The organism is Streptomyces sp. NPDC017520 (genome assembly GCF_044329855.1).
Classification (GTDB): Bacteria; Actinomycetota; Actinomycetes; order Streptomycetales; family Streptomycetaceae; genus Streptomyces.
Genome location: NZ_JBIRKB010000002.1, coordinates 57,033 through 81,026 on the forward strand (window position 1 = coordinate 57,033; position 23,994 = coordinate 81,026).

At 72.8% G+C, this 23,994-nt stretch carries 21 protein-coding genes; 13 read left to right on the forward strand and 8 right to left on the reverse strand.

Translation table 11 applies throughout. The features are described 5' to 3' along the window. Positions 1-9: 9 nt before the first annotated feature. The 4 genes from ACH4KB_RS04350 to ACH4KB_RS04365 are packed head-to-tail and all read left to right on the forward strand — an operon-like array spanning position 10 to position 5,784. The gene (locus tag ACH4KB_RS04350) at positions 10-1,797 is read left to right on the forward strand and encodes a cobyric acid synthase (protein WP_398063455.1); all 1,788 of its coding nucleotides are present in this window, start codon (positions 10-12) and stop codon (positions 1,795-1,797) included. Continuing rightward, positions 1,794-3,839 carry a putative cobaltochelatase gene (locus ACH4KB_RS04355; RefSeq protein ID WP_398063457.1) on the forward strand — a complete coding sequence of 682 codons (2,046 nt, stop codon included), beginning with the start codon at positions 1,794-1,796 and terminating at the stop codon, positions 3,837-3,839. Before ACH4KB_RS04350 ends, ACH4KB_RS04355 begins: the two co-directional genes overlap by 4 nt. After that, on the forward strand, positions 3,839-4,438 hold the full coding sequence (cobO, locus tag ACH4KB_RS04360; RefSeq protein WP_026237554.1) for a cob(I)yrinic acid a,c-diamide adenosyltransferase: 600 nt from the start codon (positions 3,839-3,841) through the stop codon (positions 4,436-4,438). Before ACH4KB_RS04355 ends, cobO begins: the two co-directional genes overlap by 1 nt. Next, complete coding sequence (locus ACH4KB_RS04365; RefSeq protein ID WP_398063459.1) at positions 4,432-5,784, forward strand: cobyrinate a,c-diamide synthase; 1,353 nt, start codon at positions 4,432-4,434, stop codon at positions 5,782-5,784. Before cobO ends, ACH4KB_RS04365 begins: the two co-directional genes overlap by 7 nt. A 62-nt stretch (positions 5,785-5,846) precedes the next feature. Here the strand turns inward: ACH4KB_RS04365 and ACH4KB_RS04370 are convergent, their stop codons facing one another. Further along, positions 5,847-6,578, reverse strand: coding sequence for a ZIP family metal transporter (locus ACH4KB_RS04370; RefSeq protein WP_398063461.1), 732 nt, complete (start codon positions 6,576-6,578; stop codon positions 5,847-5,849). Between the two features lie 163 nt (positions 6,579-6,741). On the opposite strand from ACH4KB_RS04370, the gene cobC reads away from it, so the two are divergent. Further along, a complete protein-coding gene (cobC, locus tag ACH4KB_RS04375) occupies positions 6,742-8,343 on the forward strand; it encodes an Rv2231c family pyridoxal phosphate-dependent protein CobC (protein ID WP_398063463.1) in 1,602 nt (533 codons plus the stop codon). Positions 8,344-8,443: 100 nt separating this feature from the next. Here the strand turns inward: cobC and ACH4KB_RS04380 are convergent, their stop codons facing one another. Both ACH4KB_RS04380 and ACH4KB_RS04385 read right to left on the reverse strand, forming a co-directional pair. After that, positions 8,444-9,433, reverse strand: coding sequence for an SCO1860 family LAETG-anchored protein (locus ACH4KB_RS04380; RefSeq protein WP_398063465.1), 990 nt, complete (start codon positions 9,431-9,433; stop codon positions 8,444-8,446). Between the two features lie 344 nt (positions 9,434-9,777). Beyond that, the gene (locus ACH4KB_RS04385) at positions 9,778-10,878 is read right to left on the reverse strand and encodes an amidohydrolase family protein (protein ID WP_398063467.1); all 1,101 of its coding nucleotides are present in this window, start codon (positions 10,876-10,878) and stop codon (positions 9,778-9,780) included. Between the two features lie 77 nt (positions 10,879-10,955). On the opposite strand from ACH4KB_RS04385, the gene ACH4KB_RS04390 reads away from it, so the two are divergent. The 6 genes from ACH4KB_RS04390 (at position 10,956) to ACH4KB_RS04415 (ending at position 16,841) form a co-directional block, all read left to right on the forward strand. Further along, positions 10,956-12,062, forward strand: coding sequence for a pyridoxal-phosphate-dependent aminotransferase family protein (locus ACH4KB_RS04390; protein WP_398063469.1), 1,107 nt, complete (start codon positions 10,956-10,958; stop codon positions 12,060-12,062). A 308-nt stretch (positions 12,063-12,370) separates the two neighbouring features. Continuing rightward, positions 12,371-12,901 (forward strand): diaminobutyrate acetyltransferase, encoded by a 531-nt coding sequence (ectA, locus tag ACH4KB_RS04395; protein WP_398063471.1) that lies wholly within the window; start codon positions 12,371-12,373, stop codon positions 12,899-12,901. A 153-nt stretch (positions 12,902-13,054) separates the two neighbouring features. Beyond that, positions 13,055-14,317, forward strand: a complete 1,263-nt coding sequence (ectB, locus tag ACH4KB_RS04400; protein ID WP_398063472.1) for a diaminobutyrate--2-oxoglutarate transaminase — start codon at positions 13,055-13,057, stop codon at positions 14,315-14,317. Between the two features lie 87 nt (positions 14,318-14,404). After that, positions 14,405-14,803 (forward strand): ectoine synthase, encoded by a 399-nt coding sequence (locus tag ACH4KB_RS04405; protein ID WP_003969937.1) that lies wholly within the window; start codon positions 14,405-14,407, stop codon positions 14,801-14,803. Positions 14,804-14,809: 6 nt separating this feature from the next. Continuing rightward, on the forward strand, positions 14,810-15,703 hold the full coding sequence (gene thpD, locus ACH4KB_RS04410) for an ectoine hydroxylase (RefSeq protein WP_398063474.1): 894 nt from the start codon (positions 14,810-14,812) through the stop codon (positions 15,701-15,703). A 100-nt stretch (positions 15,704-15,803) separates the two neighbouring features. Then, the gene (locus tag ACH4KB_RS04415) at positions 15,804-16,841 is read left to right on the forward strand and encodes a VOC family protein (protein WP_398063476.1); all 1,038 of its coding nucleotides are present in this window, start codon (positions 15,804-15,806) and stop codon (positions 16,839-16,841) included. On the opposite strand, the gene ACH4KB_RS04420 is transcribed toward ACH4KB_RS04415, so the two are convergent. Then, the gene (locus tag ACH4KB_RS04420; protein WP_398063478.1) at positions 16,817-17,887 is read right to left on the reverse strand and encodes an alkene reductase; all 1,071 of its coding nucleotides are present in this window, start codon (positions 17,885-17,887) and stop codon (positions 16,817-16,819) included. The genes ACH4KB_RS04415 and ACH4KB_RS04420 overlap by 25 nt on opposite strands. A gap of 152 nt (positions 17,888-18,039) precedes the next feature. Between ACH4KB_RS04420 and ACH4KB_RS04425 the strand changes: the two genes are divergently transcribed. Beyond that, a complete protein-coding gene (locus ACH4KB_RS04425; RefSeq protein ID WP_398063480.1) occupies positions 18,040-18,546 on the forward strand; it encodes a MarR family winged helix-turn-helix transcriptional regulator in 507 nt (168 codons plus the stop codon). A 16-nt stretch (positions 18,547-18,562) separates the two neighbouring features. Here the strand turns inward: ACH4KB_RS04425 and ACH4KB_RS04430 are convergent, their stop codons facing one another. The 4 genes from ACH4KB_RS04430 to ACH4KB_RS04445 all read right to left on the reverse strand — a co-directional run bounded on the left by ACH4KB_RS04430 (position 18,563) and on the right by ACH4KB_RS04445 (position 22,794). Next, positions 18,563-19,621, reverse strand: coding sequence for an aminotransferase class V-fold PLP-dependent enzyme (locus ACH4KB_RS04430; RefSeq protein ID WP_398063482.1), 1,059 nt, complete (start codon positions 19,619-19,621; stop codon positions 18,563-18,565). Positions 19,622-19,711: 90 nt separating this feature from the next. Next, complete coding sequence (locus tag ACH4KB_RS04435; RefSeq protein WP_398063484.1) at positions 19,712-20,428, reverse strand: DsbA family oxidoreductase; 717 nt, start codon at positions 20,426-20,428, stop codon at positions 19,712-19,714. Positions 20,429-20,665: 237 nt separating this feature from the next. Then, complete coding sequence (locus tag ACH4KB_RS04440) at positions 20,666-21,277, reverse strand: DUF1349 domain-containing protein (protein WP_398063485.1); 612 nt, start codon at positions 21,275-21,277, stop codon at positions 20,666-20,668. After that, positions 21,274-22,794, reverse strand: coding sequence for an aldehyde dehydrogenase (NADP(+)) (locus tag ACH4KB_RS04445; RefSeq protein WP_398063487.1), 1,521 nt, complete (start codon positions 22,792-22,794; stop codon positions 21,274-21,276). Before ACH4KB_RS04445 ends, ACH4KB_RS04440 begins: the two co-directional genes overlap by 4 nt. Positions 22,795-23,005: 211 nt before the next feature. On the opposite strand from ACH4KB_RS04445, the gene ACH4KB_RS04450 reads away from it, so the two are divergent. Continuing rightward, the gene (locus ACH4KB_RS04450) at positions 23,006-23,776 is read left to right on the forward strand and encodes an IclR family transcriptional regulator (protein WP_398063489.1); all 771 of its coding nucleotides are present in this window, start codon (positions 23,006-23,008) and stop codon (positions 23,774-23,776) included. The last annotated feature ends 218 nt before the right edge of the window (positions 23,777-23,994 follow it).

Consider the following 23,994-nt stretch of genomic DNA (forward strand, 5'->3'; position numbering starts at 1 on the left):
GGAGCGGGTATGAGCGGCGGGCTGCTGGTCGCGGGGACCACATCGGACGCGGGCAAGAGCGTCGTCACGGCGGGCATCTGCCGGTGGCTGGTGCGCCGGGGCGTGAAGGTCGCGCCCTTCAAGGCCCAGAACATGTCCCTGAACTCCTTCGTGACCCGGGAGGGCGCGGAGATCGGCCGGGCCCAGGCGATGCAGGCACAGGCCGCCCGGGTGGAGCCGACGGCCCTGATGAACCCGGTGCTGCTGAAACCCGGCAGTGACCGGTCCAGCCAGGTCGTGCTGATGGGCAAGCCGGTGGGAGAGATGAGCGCCCGGGGGTACCACGGGGGGCGGCAGGAAGCGTTGCTCGGGACGGTGACGGACTGTCTGGAGGAGCTGCGGTCGTCCTATGACGCCGTGATCTGTGAAGGCGCCGGGTCCCCGGCCGAGATCAATCTGCGGCGCACGGACATCGTGAACATGGGGATCGCGCGGGCAGCTGGGTTCCCGGTTCTGGTGGTCGGGGACATCGACCGGGGCGGGGTCTTCGCGTCGTTCTTCGGGACGACGGCGCTGTTGAGCGCGGAGGACCAGGCGCTCGTCGCGGGCTATCTGGTGAACAAGTTCCGGGGCGACGTCTCGCTGCTGGAGCCGGGCCTGGACATGCTGTACGGGCTGACCGGGCGGCGGACGTACGGGGTGCTGCCGTACGCGCACGGGCTCGGCATCGACGAGGAGGACGGTCTGCGGGTGTCCCTGCGGGGTGCGGTGCGGGAGTCGGTCGTGGCTCCCCCGCACGGCGAGGACGTGTTGCGGGTGGCGGTCTGCGCCGTGCCGCTGATGTCGAACTTCACGGACGTGGACGCGCTGGCCGCCGAACCGGGCGTCGTCGTGCGGTTCGTGGACCGGGCGGAGGAGCTGGCCGACGCGGACCTGGTGATCGTGCCCGGGACGCGCGGCACGGTGAAGGCGCTGGCCTGGCTGCGCGAGCGGGGCCTCGCGGACGCGCTGGTGCGGAGGGCCGCGGAGGGCCGGCCGGTACTGGGGATCTGCGGCGGGTTCCAGGTGCTCGGCGAGCGGATCGAGGACGAGGTGGAGTCGCGGGCCGGCGTCGTGGACGGGCTCGGGCTGCTGCCGGTGCGCATCCGCTTCGACCGGGACAAGACGCTGGCGCGGCCGGTCGGTTCGGCGCTGGGCGAGCCGGTGGAGGGATACGAGATCCACCACGGGGTGGCCGATGTGCGGGGCGGGGAGCCGTTCCTCGACGGGTGCCGGGTGGGGGCGGTGTGGGGGACGCACTGGCATGGGTCGCTGGAGAGCGACGCGTTCCGGCGGCGGTTCCTGGTGGCGGTGGCCCGGGCCGCCGGGCGGCGGTTCGTGCCGGCGCCGGACACGAGTTTCGGGGTGCTGCGGGAGGAGCAGCTGGACCGGCTCGGGGATCTGGTGGAGGAGCACGCGGACACGGACGCGTTGTGGCGGTTGATCGAGGGGGGTGCGCCTGCGGGGTTGCCGTTCGTGCCGCCGGGGGCGCCGGCCCTGCCGGGGGCTGACGCGGGTGCGGGTGCTCCGGAGAGCCGGGGCGCCGCCCCGGACCCCGCTCCTCAATCGCCGGAGGGGCTTGATTTGGCCGGGTCCGCCGGGTCAAGGGGCCAGGGGCGTGACGTTGCCCGGTCCGCAGGGTCAAAGGACCAAGGGCTTGATTTTGCCCGGTCCGCCGGGTCAAGGGGCCAAGGGCTTGATGTCGCCCGGTCCGCTGACGCAATGCCCCACGGGCTCGGGGAAGCAGCTGTTGTTCACGTCGACCAGGAGGCCAAGTGAGTACGCCGTATCCCTTCACCGCGATCGTCGGGCAGGACGACCTGCGGCTCGGGCTGTTGCTGAACGCGGTCAGTCCGGCTGTCGGCGGGGTGCTCGTACGGGGCGAGAAGGGGACCGCCAAGTCCACCGCCGTGCGCGCGCTCGCCGCCCTCGTGCCGGAGGTCTCCGTCGTGCCGGGGTGCCGGTTCTCCTGTGATCCCGTCTCCCCCGATCCGGCGTGTCCCGACGGGCCGCACGCGGAGGCCGCCGGTGTGTCGCGGGCCGCGCGGACCGTGGAGCTGCCCGTCGGCGCGTCCGAGGACCGGCTCGTGGGGGCGCTGGACATCGAGCGGGCGCTGTCGGAGGGCGTCAAGGCGTTCGAGCCGGGGCTGCTGGCCGACGCGCACCGCGGGATCCTGTACGTCGACGAGGTCAACCTCCTCCACGACCACCTGGTGGACCTGCTGCTGGACGCGGCGGCCATGGGCGCCTCGTACGTCGAGCGCGAGGGCGTCTCCGTACGGCACGCGGCACGGTTCCTGCTGGTCGGGACGATGAACCCGGAAGAGGGCGAGCTGCGGCCGCAGTTGCTGGACCGGTTCGGGCTGACCGTCGAGGTGGCCGCGTCCCGGGACACCGACGAACGGGTCGAGGTCGTGCGGCGGAGGCTCGCGTACGACGACGACCCCGAGGGGTTCGCCGCGCGCTGGGCCGGGGAGGAGAGCGCCCTGCGGGAGCGCATCGCCGCCGCGCGCGCCCTGCTGCCCCGGGTCGTGCTCGGTGACGGCGTGTTGCGGCAGATCGCCGCGACCTGCGCCGCGTTCGAGGTCGACGGGATGCGGGCCGACATCGTGATGGCCCGTACCGCGACCGCGCTGGCCGCCTGGGCGGGCCGCGAGGAGGTCTCCGCCGACGATGTGCGGCAGGCCGCTCTCCTCGCCCTCCCCCACCGGCGTCGCCGCAACCCGTTCGACGCGCCGGGTCTGGACGAGGACAAGCTCGACCAGACCCTGGACGAAGCCGCGGGGGACGAGGGACAAGGGAACGGGGGGCCAGGCGACGACGACGATCCCGACCCCGGCCCCGATGGCGGTGGCGGTGGGGGCGGTGGCGTACCGCCGCAGGCCGATGGCGACCGCCCCCCGCCAGGGACTTCAGCAGGCGACGACACGCCGTCCGGGGCTCCCGAGGGCAGCCCCGACGCGCCCGGCCGGACCACCGGGGCCGAGCAGCAGCCGGTGGCGTCCGCCGAGCCGTTCCGGACGAAGATGCTCAGCGTGCCGGGGCTCGGGGAGGGCGCCGCGGGGCGGCGCTCCCGGGCCCGTACCGAGCACGGGCGTACGACCGGCGCCCGCCGCCCGCAGGGGTCGCTGACCAAGCTGCACCTGGTCGCGACCGTGCGGGCCGCCGCCCCGCACCAGCGGGCGCGCGGGCGCTCGGGGCGGGGGCTCGTGGTGCGCCGGGACGATCTGCGGCAGGCGACCCGGGAGGGGCGTGAGGGCAATCTCGTGCTGTTCGTCGTGGACGCGTCGGGTTCGATGGCGGCGCGGCAGCGGATGAGCGCGGTCAAGGGGGCCGTGCTGTCGCTGCTGCTGGACGCCTACCAGCGGCGGGACAAGGTCGGCCTGGTCATCTTCCGGGGCAAGGAGGCGGAGGTGGCACTGCCGCCGACCTCGTCCGTGGACGCGGCCGCCTCCCGCCTGGAGTCGCTACCGACCGGGGGCCGCACCCCGCTGGCCGCCGGGCTGCTCAAGGCTCATGACGTGCTGCGGGTGGAGCGGCTGCGCGATCCGTCGCGGCGGCCGTTGCTCGTCGTGGTGACGGACGGCCGGGCGACCGGCGGGCCGGAGCCGGTGGCGCTCGCGGGGCGGGCCGGGCGGCTGCACCGCTCGGAGGGGACGGCATCCGTCGTCGTGGACTGCGAGTCGGGGTACGTACGCCTCGGTCTCGCCGGGGAGTTGGCCCGGGAACTGGGAGGCACCGCCGTCACGCTCGACGAGCTGCGGGCCGACTCGATCGCCGGGCTCGTCAGGGACGTCACCGCAGCCGGGAGGGCCGCTTAATGCCACAGGGACAGCCGACATCGGTGCCGGACGACGGGCTCACCACCCGTCAGCGGCGCAACCGTCCGCTCCTGTTCGTCCACACCGGCATCGGCAAGGGCAAGTCGACGGCCGCTTTCGGGCTCGCGCTGCGGGCCTGGAACCAGGGCTGGCCGATCGGGGTGTTCCAGTTCGTGAAGTCCGCGAAGTGGAAGGTCGGTGAGGAGAACGCGCTGAAGGTCCTCGGAGCGAGCGGCGAGGGCGGCACCGTCGACTGGCACAAGATGGGCGAGGGCTGGTCCTGGGTCCAGCGCGACGGTCAGCTGGACAACGAGGAGAAGGCCCGCGAGGGCTGGGAGCAGGTCAAGCGCGACCTGGCGGCCGAGACGTACAAGCTGTACGTGCTCGACGAGTTCGCCTACCCGCTGCACTGGGGCTGGATCGACACCGACGAGGTCGTCGAGGTGATGCGGAACCGGCCCGGCACCCAGCATGTGGTGATCACCGGCCGCAACGCGCCGGACGCGCTGATCGAGGCCGCCGACCTGGTGACCGACATGTCGAAGGTCAAGCACCCGATGGACGCGGGGCAGAAGGGCCAGAGGGGCATCGAGTGGTGACCGTGCCCCGTCTGGTCATCGCCGCTCCGGCCTCCGGCAGCGGCAAGACCACCGTGGCCACCGGTCTGATGGCCGCCTTCGCCGCACGCGGGCTCGCCGTCTCCCCGCACAAGGTGGGGCCGGACTACATCGATCCGGGCTATCACTCGCTGGCGACGGGGCGCCCCGGCCGCAACCTCGACGCGTACATGTGCGGGACGGAGCTGATCGCCCCGCTGTTCGCGCACGGGTCGGCGGGGTGCGACCTCGCCGTGGTCGAGGGGGTGATGGGGCTGTACGACGGTGCCTCGGGACAGGGGGAGCTGGCGTCCACCGCGCAGGTGGCGAAGCTGCTGCGCGCCCCCGTGGTGCTGGTGGTGGACGCCTCCTCGCAGTCCCGTTCGGTGGCGGCCCTGGTGCACGGGTTCGCCTCCTGGGACCCCGAGGTCCGGATCGGCGGGGTGATCCTGAACAAGGTGGCGTCCGACCGGCACGAGGCGCTGCTGCGGGACGCGTTGGACGAGTCGGGGCTGCCGGTCCTGGGCGTGCTGCGGCGGGCCCCGCAGGTGGCGACGCCCTCGCGCCATCTGGGGCTGGTCCCGGTGGCCGAGCGTGGCTCCGAAGCGGTGGACGCCGTGGCGGCGATGGGCGAGCGGGTGCGCGCCGGGTGCGACCTGGACGCGCTGATGGCGCTGGCCCGGACCGCGCCGGCTCTGCCGGGCGAGGCGTGGGAGCCGGATTACGCCCGGAGGCCCGGCGCTGTGAAGCCCGTCGTGGCCGTGGCCGGCGGGGCGGCGTTCACCTTCGCGTACGCGGAGCACGCCGAGCTGCTGGCGGCGGCCGGTGCGGAGGTCGTGGTCTTCGACCCGCTGCGGGACGAGAAGCTGCCGGGGGGCACGGCGGGGCTCGTCATCGGCGGCGGGTTCCCGGAGATGTACGCCCCCGAGCTGTCGGCGAACGAGCCGTTGCGGCGGGCGGTCACGGAACTGGCCCTGAGCGGCGTCCCGGTGGCGGCCGAGTGCGCGGGGCTGCTGTATCTGGCGCGGGAGCTGGACGGGAAGCCCATGTGCGGGGTGCTGGACGCCGATGCCCGGATGTCCGAGCGGCTCACGCTCGGGTACCGCCAGGCGGTGGCCGTGTCGGACAGCGCGTTGGCGGTGGCGGGGACCCGGATGCGCGGTCACGAGTTCCACCGCACGGTGCTGGAGCCGGGGGCGGGGACCACGCCGGCCTGGGGCATGCACCAGCCGGAGCGGCGGGTCGAGGGGTACGTCCAGCGGGGCGTTCACGCGAGCTATCTGCACACCCACTGGGCCGCGTCGCCCGGGGTGGCCCGGCGGTTCGTCGAGCACTGCCGGGCGCGGTGAACCCACCGTCCGGGGGGCGGGGGCGCGCCCGTCGTGACGGGGCGCTCGGGCGTACGCGTGGCTCACTCCGCGATGCCGACGACCAGCCAGATGAAGCCCACGCCCCCGATGGTGCAGAGAAGGGTGGAGCGGGCGGGATGGGTGTGGTGCGCCTCGGGAAGGATCTCGGCAGCAGCCAGGTAGAGCAGCGCTCCGCCGAAGAAGCCGAGATAGCCGCCGAGCAGTTCCTCCGGAAGGGTGAACAGCAGCGTCGTCGCGGCGCCCACGACCGGTGCCGCGGCAGCCGCGAACAGCATCAGGAGCGCCTTGCGTCGGGCGTTCCCGTAAAGACTGGTGAGGGTGTACGTGTTGAATCCGTCGGCGAAGTCATGACTGATCACCGCCAGCGCGACGGCCACGCCCATGGAGCCGCTGACCTGGAAGGCGGCGCCCAGCGCGATGCCGTCCATCAGGCTGTGGACGACCATCGCGGCGGCCGCCGTCAGCCCCACCTGCGGCACGCGGTCGCCGTGGTGGCCGCCCGCCCCGTGTGCCACCTGGCGCCCGGCGAGCAGCCGCTCCACCAGATGGGCCGCCAGGAAGCCGCCGACGAACAGCAGCAGGGCGGCGGGGACCCCGAACACCGGGGTGCCCGCCGCCTCGATGGCCTCCGGCAGGAGGTCGAGTCCGACCACGCCGAGCATCAGCCCGCCCGCGAGGCCGAGCACCAGGTGACGGCGGTCGGTGACGCGTTGTGCGACCCAGCCGCCGGCCAGAGTCATCAGGAACGCGCCGAGCGCGACGAACACCGCCATGGGGCCTTGCTAGCCGATCGAGGCCTCTCCCCGCATCTCAGGGTGTCCTTACCCGCGGCGTCCGCCGTGCCCCTCCCACCGCCTGTTTCCGTATACGGAACGGCCCCACCGCCTCCTCCCCCGCACCACCGGGACGTATGACCTGAAAGGCAGGACTCCGCCGATGACCGGAGCATCCCTCGGCACCGGACCGGAGTCCGGGGCCCGCAGTCTGGTGGTGGGGGTCGGCGCACGCCGGGGCGCCCCGGGCGACGTGGTGTTCGCCCTGATCGAGGCGGTGCTGAGCGGGGCGGGACTGGACGCGGCGGACGTGCTGGAGGTGGCGACGGTCGACGCCAGGGCGGACGAGCCGGGGATCGTGGGGGCGGCGGCCCGGCTCGGGGTGCCGCTGCGGACCCATCCGGCCGGGGCGCTGGCCGCGGTCCGCGTGCCGCACCCCTCGGGCGCGGTGGACGCCGCGGTGGGGACCCCGTCGGTCGCGGAGGCGGCGGCGCTGATCGAGGCGGACGAACTGGTGGTCCCGAAGACCCGCGCCCCGGGCGGGAAGGCCGCCGGCCGGGGGATGGCGACCTGTGCGGTGGCCCGCCGGTTTCCGGCGGTCGCCGGGACTTTCGAGGTTTCCGGGAGGAAAACTTCCACCTCACCGGTGACGTCGGGCTCCCACCCGTTCACCATGGCTGCCATGAATCCCCCCACGCGGAACATCGAGAGCACAGGGCCCGACCTGCGCCACCACGGCGACGCGGAGGTGCGCGGCGAGAATCTGACCGACCTCGCGGTGAACGTCCGTACCCACACTCCCCCGGAGTGGCTGCGCGAGCGGATAGCCGCGTCGCTCACCTCGCTGGCCTCCTACCCGGACGGGTCATCCGCCCGAGCCGCGGTCGCCGGCCGGCACGGGCTGCCGGTGGAGCGGGTGCTGCTGACGGCGGGCGCGGCCGAGGCGTTCGTCCTGATCGCCCGTGCCCTTCCGGCCCGTTGCCCGGTCGTGGTGCATCCTCAGTTCACGGAGCCGGAGGCGGCTCTGCGAGCGGCCGGGCACGCGGTGGGCCGGGTGCTGCTGCGCGCCGAGGACGGCTTCCGGCTCGATCCGGAGGCGGTGCCCGAGGAGGCGGACCTCGTGGTGATCGGCAACCCGACGAACCCGACGTCCGTGCTGCACCCGGCGGCGCTGCTGGAGCGGCTGGCGCGGCCGGGGCGGACGTTGGTGGTCGACGAGGCGTTCATGGACGTCGTGCCGGGCGAGCGCGAGGCGCTGTGCGACCGGACGGACATCCCGGGGCTCGTGGTGCTGCGCAGCCTCACCAAGACGTGGGGGCTCGCCGGGCTGCGGATCGGTTATGTCCTGGCCGCTCCGGAGACCGTGGCGCTGCTCTCCGAGGCGCAGCCGCTGTGGCCGGTGTCGTCCCCGGCGCTGGCGGCGGCCCGGGCGTGCATGGAGCCGAGGGCGCTGGTGGAGGCGGCCGAGGCGGCGGACCGGATCGCGGTGGACCGGGCCCATCTGCTCGCCGGGCTGGCCGAGTTCAGTGAGGTGGAGGTGGTGGAGGCGGCCCGGGGGCCGTTCGTCCTGGTGCGTCTGGAACGGGCGGCGGAGGTCCGGGAGCGGTTGCGGCTGCTGGGCTTCGCGGCGCGGCGCGGGGACACGTTCCCGGGGCTGGGGCCGCAGTGGTTGCGGCTCGCGGTCCGCGACCGGGCCACGACCAATCGTTTCCTCCAGGCCCTGGACCAGGCCGTGCAGGCGCTGCCCGCGAGATCGGGGCGCTGAGAGGCTGTCGGGTGTCCGCCCCGAGGTCACCCGACAGCCTCGGGGGCCCGGCAGGGGCGGGGGCGGCGTCCGTCGTGCGAACGCCGCCCCCTCACCCGTATCAGCTCTGGCTGCTGCCACGCCTGCGGGCCAGCACCGTCGCGCCCGCGCCGACGGCCAGCAGCAGGGCCGCTCCGCCCGCGATGTACGGGGTGGTGGAGCTGCCGCCGGTCTCGGCGAGGTTGGCCTCGGTGGGGGCGGTGTCGGAGCCGGTCTGCGTCTTCACGTCGCCGCCGCTCGTGCCACCGTCGCCGCCGGTGGAACCGCCGTCGGTGGAGCCCGGCTCCTCGGGGGTCTTCGGCTCCTCCGGGGGCTTCGGCTTCTCGGAGGGCTTCGGCCCCTTCGGGGTCTCGCAGGTCGCCTCGGCCAGGGTGACCTCGCCCTCCACCTCGGCGACGTTGAGATTCAGCGGGTTGACCGAGACCTTGAGCTGGAGCGCCGTCGCGGCCGCCGTGCGCTCGGTGGTGACCGTCCTGGAGAGGTCGAGGGAGACCTCGCCGACGCCCGGCACCGCCACCCGGGTCGGTCCGCCGGCGGAGAGCGTCACCTTCTTGCCGAGCACCGCGACCTGGCCGAGCACGTTGGACTCGGCGACGGGCTTCCTGCCGGTCTCGCAGACCGCCTTGGAGGTGACCTTCTCGACCTCGATGAGCGAGAGCACCGGCAGTCCGGGGACATGGATCCTGGCCTTCGCCAGGTTGGTGTGGCCCTCGGCCCTGTGCTCGTCGACGGTGGCGTTCGCGGTGGCCACGTCGGCGCGCAGGACGCTGACCGGGGCGCCGCCCTCCACTCCGTCCACGTTCACGCTGAGCGCGGTCTTCTCGGCGCTGGCCGGGGCCGTCACCTCGTTGAGCGTGACCTTGAGGGGCACCTGGACGGACTTGTTGAGGAGCGAGACGTCGAGCCCGGTACGGAGCACGACCGCGCTCGCCCTGCCCTCGCCGCCGGTGGCGGGCGTCGCGGGGGCTGCGTGCGCGGGGACGGCGGCAAGCAGGGCGACGGGGCCGGCGGCGACCGCCAGGGCGGCGAGACGGAAGGTGTTGCTGTTCAAGATGGTGGAACCCCCACAAGAGACATGGAGCCACCGGCACAGCCCAATGGGGGACATCGCCTGCGCCGGTGGCCTCGACTCCGTGAATCTTTACGCACTGAGGGTGAACTGACGGACACCTGGCGTGAGTTCACTCCAAAGGGGGGTTTCCGTGCGCATATTCGAATCTTTCGGCACGTGCGTTCGCCGACGTCACCCGTGTCACCCGTTTCACCCGGCGCGAGCCGTACGAAGTGCGCTCGCGCCGGGGCCTCGCAGAGGTGCATCAACGAGTCCGGGACCGTGTCCGTCACTGCTCGTCAACACAGCACGTCACTGCTCGTCAACACAGCACCGCGTCGCTCTCATCCGATCACCCGCCCGTTCAGCACGACGTGCCGGGGGGCCGCCAGCACCCGGACGTCGGCCCTCGGGTCCTCGTCGTACACGACCAGGTCCGCCGGAGCGCCCTCCTCCAGCACGGGGCGTCCCAGCCAGCGCCTGGCCCCCCATGTGGTGGCGGAGAGGGCCTCCAGGGGCGGGATGCCCGCCTTGACCAGCTCGGCGACCTCGCCCGCGACCAGGCCGTGCGCCAGGGAGCCGCCCGCGTCGGTGCCGACGTAGACGGGGATCCCCGCGTCGTACGCGGCGCGCACGGTGTCGTAGCGGCGGTCGTACAGCTGCCTCATATGGGCCGACCAGCGGGGGAACTTGGCCTCGCCGCCGGCCGCGAGGTCGGGGAAGGTGGCGATGTTGACCAGCGTCGGGACGATCGCGACCCCCCGTTCGGCGAAGAGCGGGATGGTGTCCTCGGTGAGGCCGGTGGCGTGCTCGACGCAGTCGATGCCCGCCTCCACCAGGTCGGTGAGCGACTCCTCGGCGAAGCAGTGCGCGGTGACCCGGGCGCCCAGCCGGTGCGCCTCGGCGATGGCCGCCTCGACCTCGCCGCGCGGCCAGCAGGCGGTCAGATCGCCGGCGTCGCGGTCGATCCAGTCCCCCACCAGCTTGACCCAGCCGTCCCCGCGCCGGGCCTCCCGGGCCACGTACGCGACGAGGTCGCCGGGCTCGATCTCATGGGCGTAGTCGCGGATGTAGCGGCGGGTCCTGGCGATGTGACGGCCGGCCCTGATGATCTTCGGCAGGTCCTCGCGGTCGTCGATCCACCGGGTGTCGGAGGGCGAGCCCGCGTCCCGGATCAGCAGCGTTCCGGCCTCCCGGTCGGTGAGCGCCTGCTTCTCGGCGGTCGCCGCGTCGACCGGGCCGTGCCGGTCGAGGCCCACATGGCAGTGCGCGTCGACCAGCCCGGGAAGCGCCCAGCCCCTGACCGTCACCGCGCCGTCGGCGCCGGGCGGCCGCTCGTAGGAGACCCGCCCGTCCACGGCCCACAGTTCGTCCCGCACCTCGTCCGGGCCGACGAGCACCCGGCCCTTCACCCGCAGCACCCGCTGCTCCTCCTGATCACTCATACGCGGCACTGTACGAGGCCGTCGGTAGGCTGCCCGTGCGATTCCGACCGTCGAACGATCCCGAAGAGAGCCCCGCCGTGACGCACCCCTTCCTCGACCTTCCCCCGCTCACCGCCGACCGCTTCGCGGCGATCGAGCGGCGCGTGGCCCGGCTCCTCGCCACGGAGCAGGACATCGTCATCACCCAGGGCGAGGCGCTGCTGCCTCTGGAGGGCTGCATCCGCGGCGGCGCGCGGCCCGGCTCGACCGCGCTGAACGTGGTCACCGGGCCCTACGGGCAGACCTTCGGCAACTGGCTGCGGGACTGCGGTGCGGAGGTCGTCGACCTCACGGTGCCCTTCCACTCCGCGGTCACCGCCGGCCAGGTCGCCGAGGCGCTCGCCGAGCACCCGGGGATCGACTTCGTCTCGCTGGTGCACGCGGAGGCGGCGACCGGCAACACCAACCCGGTCGCGGAGATCGGCGAGGTGGTCCGGGCGCACGGCGCTCTGTTCATGCTGGACGCGGTCGCCTCGGTGGGCGCCGAGCCGCTGCTGCCTGACGCCTGGGGCGTCGACCTCTGCGTGATCGGCGCGCAGAAGGCGATGGGCGGGCCCGCCGGGGTGTCGGCGGTGTCGGTGAGTGAGCGGGCCTGGGAGCGGATCGCCGCCAACCCGGCCGCCCCGCGCCGCTCCTACCTCTCCCTCCTGGACTGGAAGGAGCGCTGGATCGACGCCGGCCGCAGGGCGCTGCCGCACGCCCCGGCGCAGCTGGAGATGCTGGGGCTGGAGGCCTGCGTGGCGCGGATCGAGGACGAGGGCCTGGACACGCTGATGGCCCGCCACGCCTCGGCCGCCTCGGCGACCCGGGCCGGGGCGGTGGCCCTGGGCGGGGGGCTGGAACCGTACGTCCACGAGGCGCGGGACGCGGCCCCGGTGGCGACGACGCTGCGCGCCCCGGCGGGGACGGACGCGGCCGCGCTGGTCGCGGGGGCGCTGGCGGCGGACCCCGCGCTGCCGCTCGTCGCGGGCGGCGGGGCGCTGTCCAAGGAGATGATCCGGGTCAACCATTACGGGGCGGATGCGACGCGGGGCGCGGTGCTGTCCTCGCTCGCGGCTCTGGGGGCGGTGCTGGCCGACGCGGGCCTGCCGGTCGACATCGAGGCTGCCCGGCGGGCTGTTTCGGAAACCTGGCCGAGCCTCTGATATTCATCATGCGGAAAGCTGCTTTATTAAAAGCAGCTTCCCACATTCTTCTTCCCGCTTTTCCGTCACCTAAACGGGCCAGTTTTTTCCGGCCTCGAACTTCATAATTCGGACACATCTCGCGAGAGTTACAACCCTGTGACCGACTCCACAAGATCGGCGTTATGCCCGATTAATTCGGGACAAAATGCAGGAAGTTGCACCCAGATCGGAGGTCTCCTCACGCACGCCTGATAACACATGAAGGCTCTTCACCCAACCCTCTACGTCGATGCAATTTCGAAATTTGCTGGGTAAATTCAATGCGCATGACCGCCGCACCAGCAGATTTTGCCCGTGCCCGAAGCGAATTCCTCAGTATCGATGCGCCACGAGTGGAGGACGGAGCCGCGATCTGGCGCATAGCCCGCGACTCCAAGGTCCTGGACCTGAACTCCTCGTACAGCTACCTGCTGTGGTGCCGTGACTTCGCCGCGACCTCCGCCGTCGCCCGTGGCGAGAACGGCGAGCCCATCGCCTTCGTGACGGGCTACATCAGGCCCGACCGCCCCCAGACCCTCGTCGTCTGGCAGGTGGCCGTCGACCAGGCCCACCGCGGCAAGGGACTGGCCGCCGCTCTGCTGGACGCGCTGACCGCCCGGGTCGCCGCCGACCAGGGCCTGGCGTCCGTGGAGACGACGATCACGCCGGACAACACCGCCTCCGACCGGCTGTTCACGTCCTACGCCCAGCGCCACGACGTCGCGCTGGAGAAGGAAGTGCTCTTCGACGGCGCGCTGTTCCCCGAGGAGACGCACCTGCCCGAGGTGCTCTACCGGATAGGCCCGTTCGCCACCTGAGCCGCCCGGCCACCGCACCCGGCGTACCCGCCGTACGTCCGCTCCCACCGACTTCTCGCGCCGTCCGACCACTCGGCGCGGCCCCGGCCGCATCCCTGCGGCGGGGAGCACCAGACCACTGCCCGTCACACCCCCTCACGCAGGAGATCCGCTGTGACCATCACCCCGCCCGCCCTCAGCGTCTTCGAGACCCTGGAGTCCGAGGTACGGAGCTACTGCCGCGGCTGGCCCGCCGTGTTCGACCGCGCGCAGGGCGCCCGCCTGACCGACGAGGACGGCCACTCCTACCTGGACTTCTTCGCCGGAGCCGGCTCGCTCAACTACGGCCACAACAACCCGGTGCTGAAACGAGCGCTGATCGACTACATCGAGCGCGACGGCATCACCCACGGCCTGGACATGGCGACCACCGCCAAGCGGGCGTTCCTGGAGACGTTCCAGAACGTGATCCTGCGCCCGCGCGACCTGCCGTACAAGGTGATGTTCCCCGGCCCGACCGGCACCAACGCCGTCGAGTCGGCGCTGAAACTGGCCCGCAAGGTCAAGGGCCGCGAGTCCGTCGTCTCGTTCACCAACGCCTTCCACGGCATGTCGCTGGGTTCGCTCGCCGTGACCGGCAACGCGTTCAAGCGGGCCGGGGCCGGCATCCCGCTGGTGCACGGCACCCCGATGCCGTTCGACAACTACTTCGACGGCACGGTCCCCGACTTCCTCTGGTTCGAGCGACTGCTGGAGGACCAGGGCTCCGGCCTGAACAAGCCCGCCGCCGTGATCGTGGAGACGGTCCAGGGCGAGGGCGGCATCAACGTCGCCCGCGCCGAGTGGCTGCGCGCGCTCCAGGAGCTGTGCCACCGCCAGGACATGCTGCTGATCGTCGACGACATCCAGATGGGCTGCGGCCGTACCGGCGGCTTCTTCTCCTTCGAGGAGGCCGGCATCGTCCCGGACATCGTCACGCTGTCGAAGTCCATCAGCGGCTACGGCATGCCGATGTCGCTGTGCCTGTTCAAGCCCGAGCTGGACATCTGGGAGCCGGGCGAGCACAACGGCACCTTCCGCGGCAACAACCCGGCCTTCGTCACGGCCGCCGCCGCGCTGGACGCCTACTGGGCCGACGGCCAGATGGAGAAGCAGACCCTGGCCCGCGGCGAACAGGTCGAGCAGACACTGCTGGCCATCTGCGCCGAGGAGCCGACCGCGCAGTTCCGCGGCCGGGGCCTGGTCTGGGGCATGGAGTTCCAGGACCCGGCGCGCGCCACGGCGGTCTGCGCCCGCGCCTTCGAGCTGGGGCTCCTGCTGGAGACCTCGGGCCCGCAGAGCGAGGTCGTCAAGCTCCTTCCGCCGCTGACCATCACCCCCGAAGAGCTGGACGAGGGCCTGCGCACGCTGGCCCGCTGCGTCCGCGAGACGGCCTGACCCGGCACTGCCGGGGCAGGCGGAGAAGAGAGGTCCCGGGCCCGCGAGGCCCGGGACCCTGTACAGAGAGAAAGGCAACCGCTCACCGTGATCGTCCGATCGTTCAGTGACATCGAGAACACCGACCGGCATGTGAAGTCAGCGTCCGGCACCTGGGAGAGCAAGCGCATCGTGCTCGCCAAGGAGAAGGTGGGCTTCTCGCTCCACGAGACCGTGCTGTACGCGGGCACGGAGACCTCCATGTGGTACGCGAACCACATCGAGGCGGTGCTCTGCACCGAGGGCGAGGCCGAGCTCACCAACGACGAGACCGGCGAGACGCACTGGATCACGCCCGGCACCATGTATCTGCTGGACGGGCATGAGCGGCACACCATGCGGCCCAAGACCGACTTCCGCTGCGTGTGTGTCTTCAATCCTCCCGTCACCGGACGGGAGGACCATGACGAGAACGGTGTCTACCCACTGCTGACCGAGGAGGCCTGAACCACCATGACCACCGAAGTACGCGCCGATCTGTACCCCTCGCGCGGCGCCGCCGAGATGACCACTCCCCGCCAGGACCCGGTCATCTGGTCCGCGCCGGGCGCACCGGGCCCGATCGCCGCCAAGGATCTCCAGGGGTTCGAGCACGACGGCTTCCTCACCGTCGACCAGCTCATCGCCCCGGACGAGGTCGCCGTCTACCAGGCGGAGCTGAACCGGCTGATCTCCGATCCGGCGGTCCGCGCCGACGAGCGCTCGATCGTCGAGAAGCAGTCGCAGAACGTACGGTCCGTCTTCGAGGTCCACAGGATCAGCGAGGTCTTCGCCGGTCTGGTCCGCGACGAGCGGGTGGTGGGCCGGGCCCGCCAGATCCTCGGCTCGGACGTGTACGTCCACCAGTCCCGGATCAACGTGAAGCCGGGCTTCGGGGCCACGGGCTTCTACTGGCACTCGGACTTCGAGACCTGGCACGCGGAGGACGGTCTGCCGAACATGCGGACGGTGTCCGTGTCGATCGCGCTGACCGAGAACTTCGACACCAACGGCGGGCTGATGATCATGCCCGGTTCGCACAAGACGTTCCTCGGCTGTGCGGGTGAGACGCCGAAGGACAACTACAAGAAGTCGCTGCAGATGCAGGACGCCGGCACCCCGTCCGACGAGGCGCTGACGAAGATGGCCGACCGCCACGGCATCAGGCTCTTCACGGGCAAGGCCGGTTCGGCGACCTGGTTCGACTGCAACGCGATGCACGGCTCGGGCGACAACATCACCCCGTACGCGCGCAGCAACGTCTTCATCGTCTTCAACAGCGTGGAGAACGCGGCGCAGGAGCCCTTCGCGGCTCCGATCCGCCGCCCCGAGTTCATCGGGGCGCGGGACTTCACCCCGGTGAAGTAGCGGCACGCACGCGCGGGAGAGGGCCGGGACGGTACGCCGTCCCGGCCCTCTCCGCGTAACTCGTTGGACCGGGGCCGGGTCAGCGGAGAGGGTGTCCGCCATGACCTCCCATGTACGCCACATCACGATCGACTGTGCCGACGCCTACACGCTCGGCAGCTTCTGGGCCCAGGTGCTCGGCGCACCGCTCTCCGACGAGGACGTCCCCGGCGACCCGGAGGCGCTGGTCGAGGCCCCTGGCGCGGCCATCCTCTTCGTCCAGGTGGACGAGAGGAAACAGACCAAGAACCGCGTCCACCTGGACATCCAGCCGCAGGACCGCTCCCGGGACGAGGAGGTGGAGCGGCTGCTCGCGCTCGGCGCGACCCTGGTGGGCGACCACCGCAGGCCGAACGGGCGCGGCTGGGCGACCCTCGCCGATCCCGAGGGCAACGAGTTCTGCGTGGAGTGCTCCGCCGCCGAGCGGGCGGCGCTCGGCGGGACCCGGCTGCCGGTGACCGCCGACGATGTGACCTCGGCGGTGCGGCTCGCGGTGGACGTGCTGGCCCAGGCCCCGGCGGACCGCTGGGACGCGCCCGCGGGAAGCCTTGACTGGACCTGCTGGGAGACGGTGGAGCACCTGAGCGACGATCTGTTCGCGTACGCCGTGCAGTTGGGGCCGCGTACGCCTCCGCTGGACCGCGAGGTGCCCTACCGGTGGGCGCCCGAACGGCAGGGCGGGCCCCACAACGCGGTCTTCGCCGACCGTGACGCCGGTCCCGCCGGGCTGTTGGCCACGCTGGAGGCGAGCGGGGCGCTGCTGGCCTCGATGGCGCGGACGACGCCCCCGGAGGTGCGCTCGTACCACGGGTACGGGATCTCCGACCCGGAGGGCTTCGCCGCGATGGGCGTGGTGGAGACCCTGGTGCACACGCATGATCTCGCCGAGGGCCTGGGGCTGGGCTGGTCGCCGTCCCCGGCGCTCTGCGACCGGGTGCTGGCCCGGCTCTTCCCGGACGCCCCGGCCGGCGGCGACCGGTGGGCCGTACTGCTGTGGGCCACCGGTCGCGCCGAGCTGCCGGACCACCCGCGCCGCACCTCGTGGCGGTGGGACGGGAGGCCTCGTGAGGACTCTCAGACGGCGTCGAGCGCCGGGTAGTCGGTGTAGCCCTTGGCGTCGCCGCCGAAGAAGGTCGACGGGTCGGGGGTGTTGAACGGGCCGCCCGCCTTGAGCCGGGCGGGCAGGTCCGGGTTGGCGAGGAAGAGCGATCCGTAGGAGATCAGGTCGGCGATGCCGTCGTCGATCACCGTGTGGTCGTCGGGTCCGGTGGCGCCCTCTGAGTGCACGTTGAGGACGAGGGTGCCGGAGAAGGCCTTGCGCAGGGCGAGGGTCAGCTCCCGGATCGGGGCGGCCTCCAGGAGGTGCAGGTAGGCGATGCCGAGCGGCTCGATCGCCTGGACCAGCGCGGTGTACGTGGCCTCCGGGGCGGGCTCGTGGATGTCGTTGTACGGGTTGCCGGGCGAGATGCGCAGGGCGGTGCGCTCCGGGCCGATCTCGGCGGCGACGGCCTTGACGGTCTCGACGGCGAAGCGGATGCGGGCCTCGTCGGAGCCGCCCCACGCGTCGGTGCGCAGGTTGGTGTTGGGGGCCAGGAACTGCTGGATGAGGTAGCCGTTGGCGCCGTGCAGCTCGACCCCGTCGAAGCCGGCGTCCACGGCGTTGCGGGAGGCGGTGACGAAGTCGGCGATGGTCGCGTGGATCTCGGCGTCCGTCAGCTCGCGCGGCTCGACGAAGTCCTTCGGGCCGACGTGGGTGTAGACCTGGCCCTCGGCCCTGACCGGGGAGGCGCTGACGGGGACGAGGCCGTCCGGCAGCAGGACCGGGTGGCCGATGCGGCCCGCGTGCATGATCTGGGCGAAGATCCGGCCGCCCTCGGCGTGCACGGCGTCGGTGACCTTGCGCCAGGAAGCGACCTGTTCGGCGCTGTGCAGACCGGGCGTGGTGGGGTAGCCCTGGCCCACGACGGACGGCTGGATGCCCTCGGTGATCACGAGGCCGGCCGAGGCCCGCTGGGCGTAGTACGTGGCGGTGAGCTCGGTGGCGGTGCCGCCCTCACCGGCCCGGCTGCGGGTCATCGGGGCCAGCGCGATGCGGTTGGCCAGCTGGGTTCCGGACAGGTCGATCGGGTCGAAAGCAGTGGTCATGAGAGCTCCCAAAAAAGTATGTGGTCGGCCAACTATCGGCGACAGCGGCAACTGTAGCCCATTGATTGGCCGACCAAGGTAAAGTTGCGGGAAACCGTCGGGCATCATCGAGAGCCGCCGCCCGCAACCCCGAGGACCCCCAGGAGCCCGCCATGACCACCGGCCGCGCCACCCCCGCGGAAGACGCCTGTACGAACGCGCCGCCCACGGCGGCGCTCAGCGGGCCCGTCAGCCACGCCGTCTCCCGGGTGGCCCGGCTGCACCGGACAGCGGCGGGCAAGGCACTGAAGGGGGTGGACCTCTACCCGGGGCAGGAGTTGCTGATGATGCACCTGTGGGACCGGGGCGCGGTCCGTCAGACGGAGCTGATCAGGGCCCTGGACCTGGACCCGTCCACGGTGACGAAGATGCTCCAGCGACTGGAGCAGACCGGGCACGTGCGCCGCCGCCCCGACCCGGCCGACCGGCGGGCCGTGCTGGTCGAGGCGACGGACGAGAGCTGCGCGCTGCACACCGCGGTCCGGGACGCCTGGGGCAGCCTGGAGGAGCAGACACTCGCGGGCCTCGGACCGGCCGAGCGCACGGAGCTGATCCGGCTGCTGGCGAAGGTCGAGGAGAACCTCTGCCGGGAGACCGCGGGCTGCCCGGACCGGTGCTGAGCCACCCCCCTGCGGATCAGGCCAGGACCTCCAGCATCCGGTCCACGTCGGCCTCGGTGTTGTAGAGGTGGCAGGAGATCCGCAGATTGCCGGCCGGGGCGGAGACGGCGACGCCCGCCTCCACCAGCTCGGCCTGCCGGCCCTCGAGACCCGGCACGGAGACGATCGCCGACTCCCCGGGAACGGTCTCGTGCCCGAGCTCCGCCAGCCCCGCCCGCAGTCGGGCCGCGAGCCCGGTGGCGTGCGCGTACAGGGCGTCGGCCCCTACTTCACCGAGCAGCTCCAGGGAGTGCTCGGCCCCGTGGTACGAGAGGAAGGCGGGCGGCTCGTCGAAGCCGCGAGCGGTGGGGGCGAGGCGCTCCAGGGGGCCGTAGTTGCTCGCCCAGGGAGCGCCGGCGGAGACCCAGCCGGCGAAGAGGGGCGGCAGGGTGTCCTGCGCCTCCTCGGTGACGGTCAGGAACGACGTACCGCGCGGACAGAGCAGGAACTTGAAGCCGCCGGTCACGGTGTAGTCGTACGCCCCCGCCTCCAGCGGGAACCAGCCCGCCGCCTGGGTTCCGTCCAGCAGGGTGCGGGCGCCGTGCGCCGCGGCGGCCGCGCGGACGGCGGCGAGATCGGCCACCCGGCCGTCGGCCGACTGCACGGCGGAGAAGGCGACGAGGGCGGTCGAGGGGCGCACGGCCCCGGCGAGCCCGTCGAGCGGCGCGTACCGCACGCGCAGATCACCGCGGAGCGCGAACGGGCTGACCACGGAGGAGAACTCGCCCTCGGGGCAGAGGACTTCGGCGCCCGGCGACAGGGAAGCGGCGATCAGGCCGACGTGGACGGTGACGGAACTCCCGGTGGCGACCCGGTCCGGATGAACCCCGGCGAGCCGGGCGAAGCCGGCCCGGGCGGCCTCCACCGCGTCGAAGCTGCCCGCCCCCACCCGGCGCCCCGCGGCGTTCTCGTCGGCCAGCGCCTTGACGGCCGCGATCGTCCGGCGGGGCAGCAGGCCCCAGCTGGAGGTGTTGAGGTAGGTGACTTTGGGGGCGAATTCGACGGCTGCCGCTCGGATGGGCGCGAGGATCGTCATGCGTCCACCCTGAAGCCCCCTTGAGGCAAAGTCAATCACGCAGATTCAAGGGATCACCAAAGGAATACTTATGGGCGGCTTCCGGGCGGCTCAGCTGCGCGGAACCTCGCAGGCCCCGTCCGCGTCGCAGGCCGCCGCCTCCCCGCCGACGGCGGTGAGAGCCGTGACGGCGCGGTCCTTCCACGCCTGCTCCAGCGCCTGGACGAAGACCTCCGACGGCTGGCCGCCGGAGATCCCGTACCGACGGTCGAGGACGAAGAACGGCACGGCGTTGGCGCCCAGTTCGGCCGCCTCGCGCTCGTCGGTGCGGACGTCGTCCGCGTACGCGTCCGGGTCGGCGAGCACCGCACGGGCCTCGCCGGCGTCGAGTCCGGCCTCCACGGCGAGAGCCAGCAGCACCTCGTCGTCGAAGACGGACCGCTCCTCGGCGAAGTTCGCCCGGTAGGCGAGGGTCAGCAGCTCGTCCTGACGGCCGCGGGCCTTGGCCAGGTGCAGCAGCCGGTGGAGGTCGAAGGTGGAGCCGTGGTCACGGCCCTCGGTGCGGTAGCCGAGCCCCTCGGCCTGCGCGTTGGCCGCGACGTTGGCCTCCATCGAGGCCGCTTCCTCGCGGCTGCGGCCGTACTTCTCGGCCAGCATGTCGATCACGAGCGCGGTATCGCCCTTGGCCCGGGAGGGGTCGAGCTCGAAGGAGCGGTGCACCACCTCGACCTCGTCCCGGTGGGCGAACTCCGCGAGGCCCTTCTCGAAGCGGGCCTTGCCGATGTAGCACCAGGGACAAGCGATGTCGCTCCAGATCTCGACGCGCATGACTCTTCTACTCTCCAGGGATCGCGGCGGGCGCGGAGGGGTCCTCCGCGCAGGGTCAGTGGGTCGAACGCGAATCCGCACCGGGTGATTCCCGGAACCTCCCGCCCGCCCCTCCTCCCCACGACCGCCGTGTCACCCCCGTCACCGCCGGGTCGCCCCCGTCACCGCCGGGCCCCCGTCACCGCCGGGCCGCCCCCGCGACCGCCGTATCGCCGCCGTGACCGCCGTATCGCCCCGTCACCGCCCGTCGCGCAGGTCCTCCACTCCCCCGGCCAGGAACGCGATCCGGTCGAAGACCGCGCCGCAGCCCTCACCAGTGGGCGACTGCACCAGGAAGCCGGCGCGGGCGGCCGCCCGTTCCTTCTCCGTCCCCAGGGTGAAGAAGCGGACGAAGGTCCACCTCTCGCCGTCGGTGGAGGCGTGGAAGGCGTAGGCGCCGCCGGTGCGGCTGAGGCGGAGCCAGCAGACGCCCTCCTCCACGACGAAGGCGTTGGCGTCGTCGGAGTGGCCCCGGGTGACGACGGTGCAGACGGTCGGGAGGCCCGCGGAGTGCTCCAGGCAGAGCTTGGCCCACTCGCGCTCCCCGACGTGGAGGTACAGCGCGCCCGCGTCACCGAACGACAGCAGCCCCGGGCGCACCCGGGCCACCAGCCGGAAGTCGCCCTCCCCCACCGGTCCGAGCAGGCGTGGGGCGTCGGAGCCCGGCTCCAGACAGTCGCCGGACGGGGGGACGAACAGGTCCTGGCCGGGTCCGGCCCGGCCGGTCAGCACGCCGTCGGCGTGGGTCCAGCGTCCGTCGGGGCCCTCCGCTTCCAGGGCGAAGGGAAGGGCGTCCAGGTGCGGGCTCATGCGCGGCCTCCGCCCACCCGGCGGGGCAGGCCCATCGGGTTGTCCTCGCGCAGCTCCGGCGGGAGGAGCGCCTCGGGGGTGGACTGGTACGTGACGGGGCGCAGCCAGCGTTCGATCGCCGTCGCGCCGACGGAGGTGGAGGTGGAGGTGGAGGCCGGGTAGGGGCCGCCGTGGTGCTGGGCGGGCGCGACGGCGACGCCGGTCGGCCAGCCGTTGACGAGGATGCGCCCGGCGAGCGGGGTGAGCGCGGCCAGCAGGCGCGCCGCGTCGGGGTCGTCGTCCTCGGTGGCGGTCTGAAGGGTGGCGGTGAGGTTCCCGGGCAGCCGGGCGAGGACGGCGGCGATCTCGTCGACGGACGCGTACCGGGCGATCACGGTGACCGGCCCGAAGCACTCCTCCAGCAGCGCGTCGTGCGGGCCCTCGGCGGCCAGCCGGGCGGCAGGAACGGTGAGGAATCCGGCGGAGACGGTGTGCTCGCCGCCCGCGCCGGGGGTGACGGGCGCTCCGACGTCCGGCAGCGCGGCCCGCTCCCGTACGCCGGCGACGAAGGCGTCCCGCATGCGGTGGTCCAGCAGGACGCCGGACCCGGTGGAGCTGACCGTCTCGGTGAGCGTCTTGAGGAGCTGGTCGCCCGTCGCACCCTCGGGGACCAGGACGAAGCCGGGCTTGGTGCAGAACTGGCCCGCGCCCAGGGTCATCGAGCCGCCGAGCCCGGCGCCGATCTCCCCGGCGCGCTCGGCGGCGGCCGCACCGGTGACGACGACCGGGTTGAGGGAGCCGAGTTCGCCGTGGAAGGGGATGGGGGCGGGGCGGGCGGCGGCCGCGTCGAACAGGGCGCGTCCGCCGCGTACCGAGCCGGTGAAGCCGGCCGCGCTCACCAGCGGGTGGCGGACCAGCTCGACGCCCGCGTCGAAGCCGTGCACCAGGGTCACGACGTCCTCGGGCAGTCCGGTGCGGGCGGCGGCGCGGCGGAGGACCGAGACACAGAGTTCGGAGGTGGCCGGGTGGTCGGGGTGCGCCTTGACCACGACCGGGCAGCCGGCGGCGAGCGCGCTGGCCGTGTCGCCGCCGGGGACGGAGAAGGCGAGCGGGAAGTTGCTGGCCGCGTAGACGGCGACGACCCCGAGCGGGATCTTGTAGCGGCGCAGGTCGGGCCAGGGCGGGGTCCGGGATCCGTCCTGGTGGTCGATGTGGACGTCGAGGTAGGCGCCTTCGTCCACGACCTCCGCGAACGCCCTCAACTGGGCCGCGGTACGGGCCAGTTCCCCGGTGAGCCGGGCCGGGCCGAGGGCGGTCTCCGCGTCGGCCGCCTCGACGATGTGCTCACCGGTCTCCTCCAGCAGTTCCGCCGCCGCCCGCAGGAACGCGGCGCGCGTCGCCCGGTCGGCGAGGGCGTCGCGGACGGCGTGGGCCGCCCGGACCGCCCGGTCGACCTCCTCGGCGGTGGCCTCCACCGCGACCTGCTCGCGCGGGTTCCCGGTTCGGGGGTCGACACTCCAGACTGGTGCTGCGCTCACCCTGATTACCTCCCGTGGTGCGACCGTCCTCCGGCCGACTTCGGCCGGCTTCGGCCGCGCGTCGGCAAGTGTTCGGTATTCTGAACGGAGTTCCTGAACGTGAATGTCCTGGGACTCTATTTCGGGGCGTTCCGTGTTGGCAATCGTGTGGCGGCTTTTCGGACGCCGACGCGGACGAGAAGTCGATGAGCTGGAGAAGGGGGCGTGGGCGATGTCGGTCGCCGAGTCCGGTGGGGCACAGGTCAAGTCCGCGGTACGGACCGTGGAACTCCTCGAATACTTCGCGGGGCGGCCCGGCATGCACTCGCTGGCCGCTGTCCAGGAGGCCGTCGGCTACCCCAAGTCGAGCCTCTACATGCTGCTGCGCACCCTGGTGGAGCTGGGCTGGGTGGAGACGGACGCGACGGGCACCCGGTACGGGATCGGCGTCCGCGCCCTGCTGGTCGGCACGTCGTACATCGACGGCGACGAGGTCGTGGCCGCCGCCAGGCCCACCCTGGACAGGCTGTCCGACGACACCACGGAGACCATCCACCTGGCCCGCCTCGACGGGACGAACGTGGTCTACCTCGCCACCCGGCAGTCCCAGCACTATCTGCGCCCCTTCACCCGGGTCGGCCGCCGGCTGCCCGCGCACTCGACCTCGCTCGGCAAGGCGCTGCTGGCGACCCACAGCGACGAGCAGGTCCGCAAGATGCTGCCCGAGTCGCTGCCCGCGCTGACCGAGCACACCATCACGGACCGCGAGAGGCTCATCGAGGAGCTGCGGCTGGTCCGCGAGCAGGGCTACGCGGTGGACCGCGAGGAGAACACCGTCGGGCTGCGCTGCTTCGGCGTGGCGATCCCCTACCGGACGCCCGCGCGCGACGCGATCAGCTGCTCGGTGCCGGTCGCCCGGCTCACCCCCGGTCACGAACAGCTGGTGAAGGACGCCCTGTTCGACGCCCGGGACCGGCTCGCCCTCGCGACCCGGAGACTCTGATGGCCGCGATAGCGCTCCGACCGGTCGAGGACGACGACGTCCTGGTCACGCTGAACGGCTGAGGCAGGGTGCGGCCGGCCGGCGGACGGCCCGTGGGCGGCCCGTGGGCGGCGGGCGGCCGGTGGGCGGGCGGTCCCCTCCCCCGCGTGGCGGAGACGGATCGTCGCCGGGCAGGACGTGCGGGGCCGGCCGGCGCGGAAGCCTGGGCGCCATGACAG

Bases quoted from the DNA above. Each gene is read 5' to 3' on its own strand.
- ACH4KB_RS04350 (WP_398063455.1), top strand. From the start codon at position 10: ATGAGCGGCGGGCTGCTGGTCGCGGGGACCACATCGGACGCGGGCAAG.
- cobO (WP_026237554.1), top strand. From the start codon at position 3,839: ATGCCACAGGGACAGCCGACATCGGTGCCGGACGACGGGCTCACCACC.
- ACH4KB_RS04370 (WP_398063461.1), bottom strand. From the start codon at position 6,578: ATGGCGGTGTTCGTCGCGCTCGGCGCGTTCCTGATGACTCTGGCCGGC.
- cobC (WP_398063463.1), top strand. From the start codon at position 6,742: ATGACCGGAGCATCCCTCGGCACCGGACCGGAGTCCGGGGCCCGCAGT.
- ACH4KB_RS04385 (WP_398063467.1), bottom strand. From the start codon at position 10,878: ATGAGTGATCAGGAGGAGCAGCGGGTGCTGCGGGTGAAGGGCCGGGTG.
- ectA (WP_398063471.1), top strand. From the start codon at position 12,371: ATGACCGCCGCACCAGCAGATTTTGCCCGTGCCCGAAGCGAATTCCTC.
- thpD (WP_398063474.1), top strand. From the start codon at position 14,810: ATGACCACCGAAGTACGCGCCGATCTGTACCCCTCGCGCGGCGCCGCC.
- ACH4KB_RS04415 (WP_398063476.1), top strand. From the start codon at position 15,804: ATGACCTCCCATGTACGCCACATCACGATCGACTGTGCCGACGCCTAC.
- ACH4KB_RS04420 (WP_398063478.1), bottom strand. From the start codon at position 17,887: ATGACCACTGCTTTCGACCCGATCGACCTGTCCGGAACCCAGCTGGCC.
- ACH4KB_RS04425 (WP_398063480.1), top strand. From the start codon at position 18,040: ATGACCACCGGCCGCGCCACCCCCGCGGAAGACGCCTGTACGAACGCG.
- ACH4KB_RS04430 (WP_398063482.1), bottom strand. From the start codon at position 19,621: ATGACGATCCTCGCGCCCATCCGAGCGGCAGCCGTCGAATTCGCCCCC.
- ACH4KB_RS04435 (WP_398063484.1), bottom strand. From the start codon at position 20,428: ATGCGCGTCGAGATCTGGAGCGACATCGCTTGTCCCTGGTGCTACATC.
- ACH4KB_RS04440 (WP_398063485.1), bottom strand. From the start codon at position 21,277: ATGAGCCCGCACCTGGACGCCCTTCCCTTCGCCCTGGAAGCGGAGGGC.
- ACH4KB_RS04450 (WP_398063489.1), top strand. From the start codon at position 23,006: ATGTCGGTCGCCGAGTCCGGTGGGGCACAGGTCAAGTCCGCGGTACGG.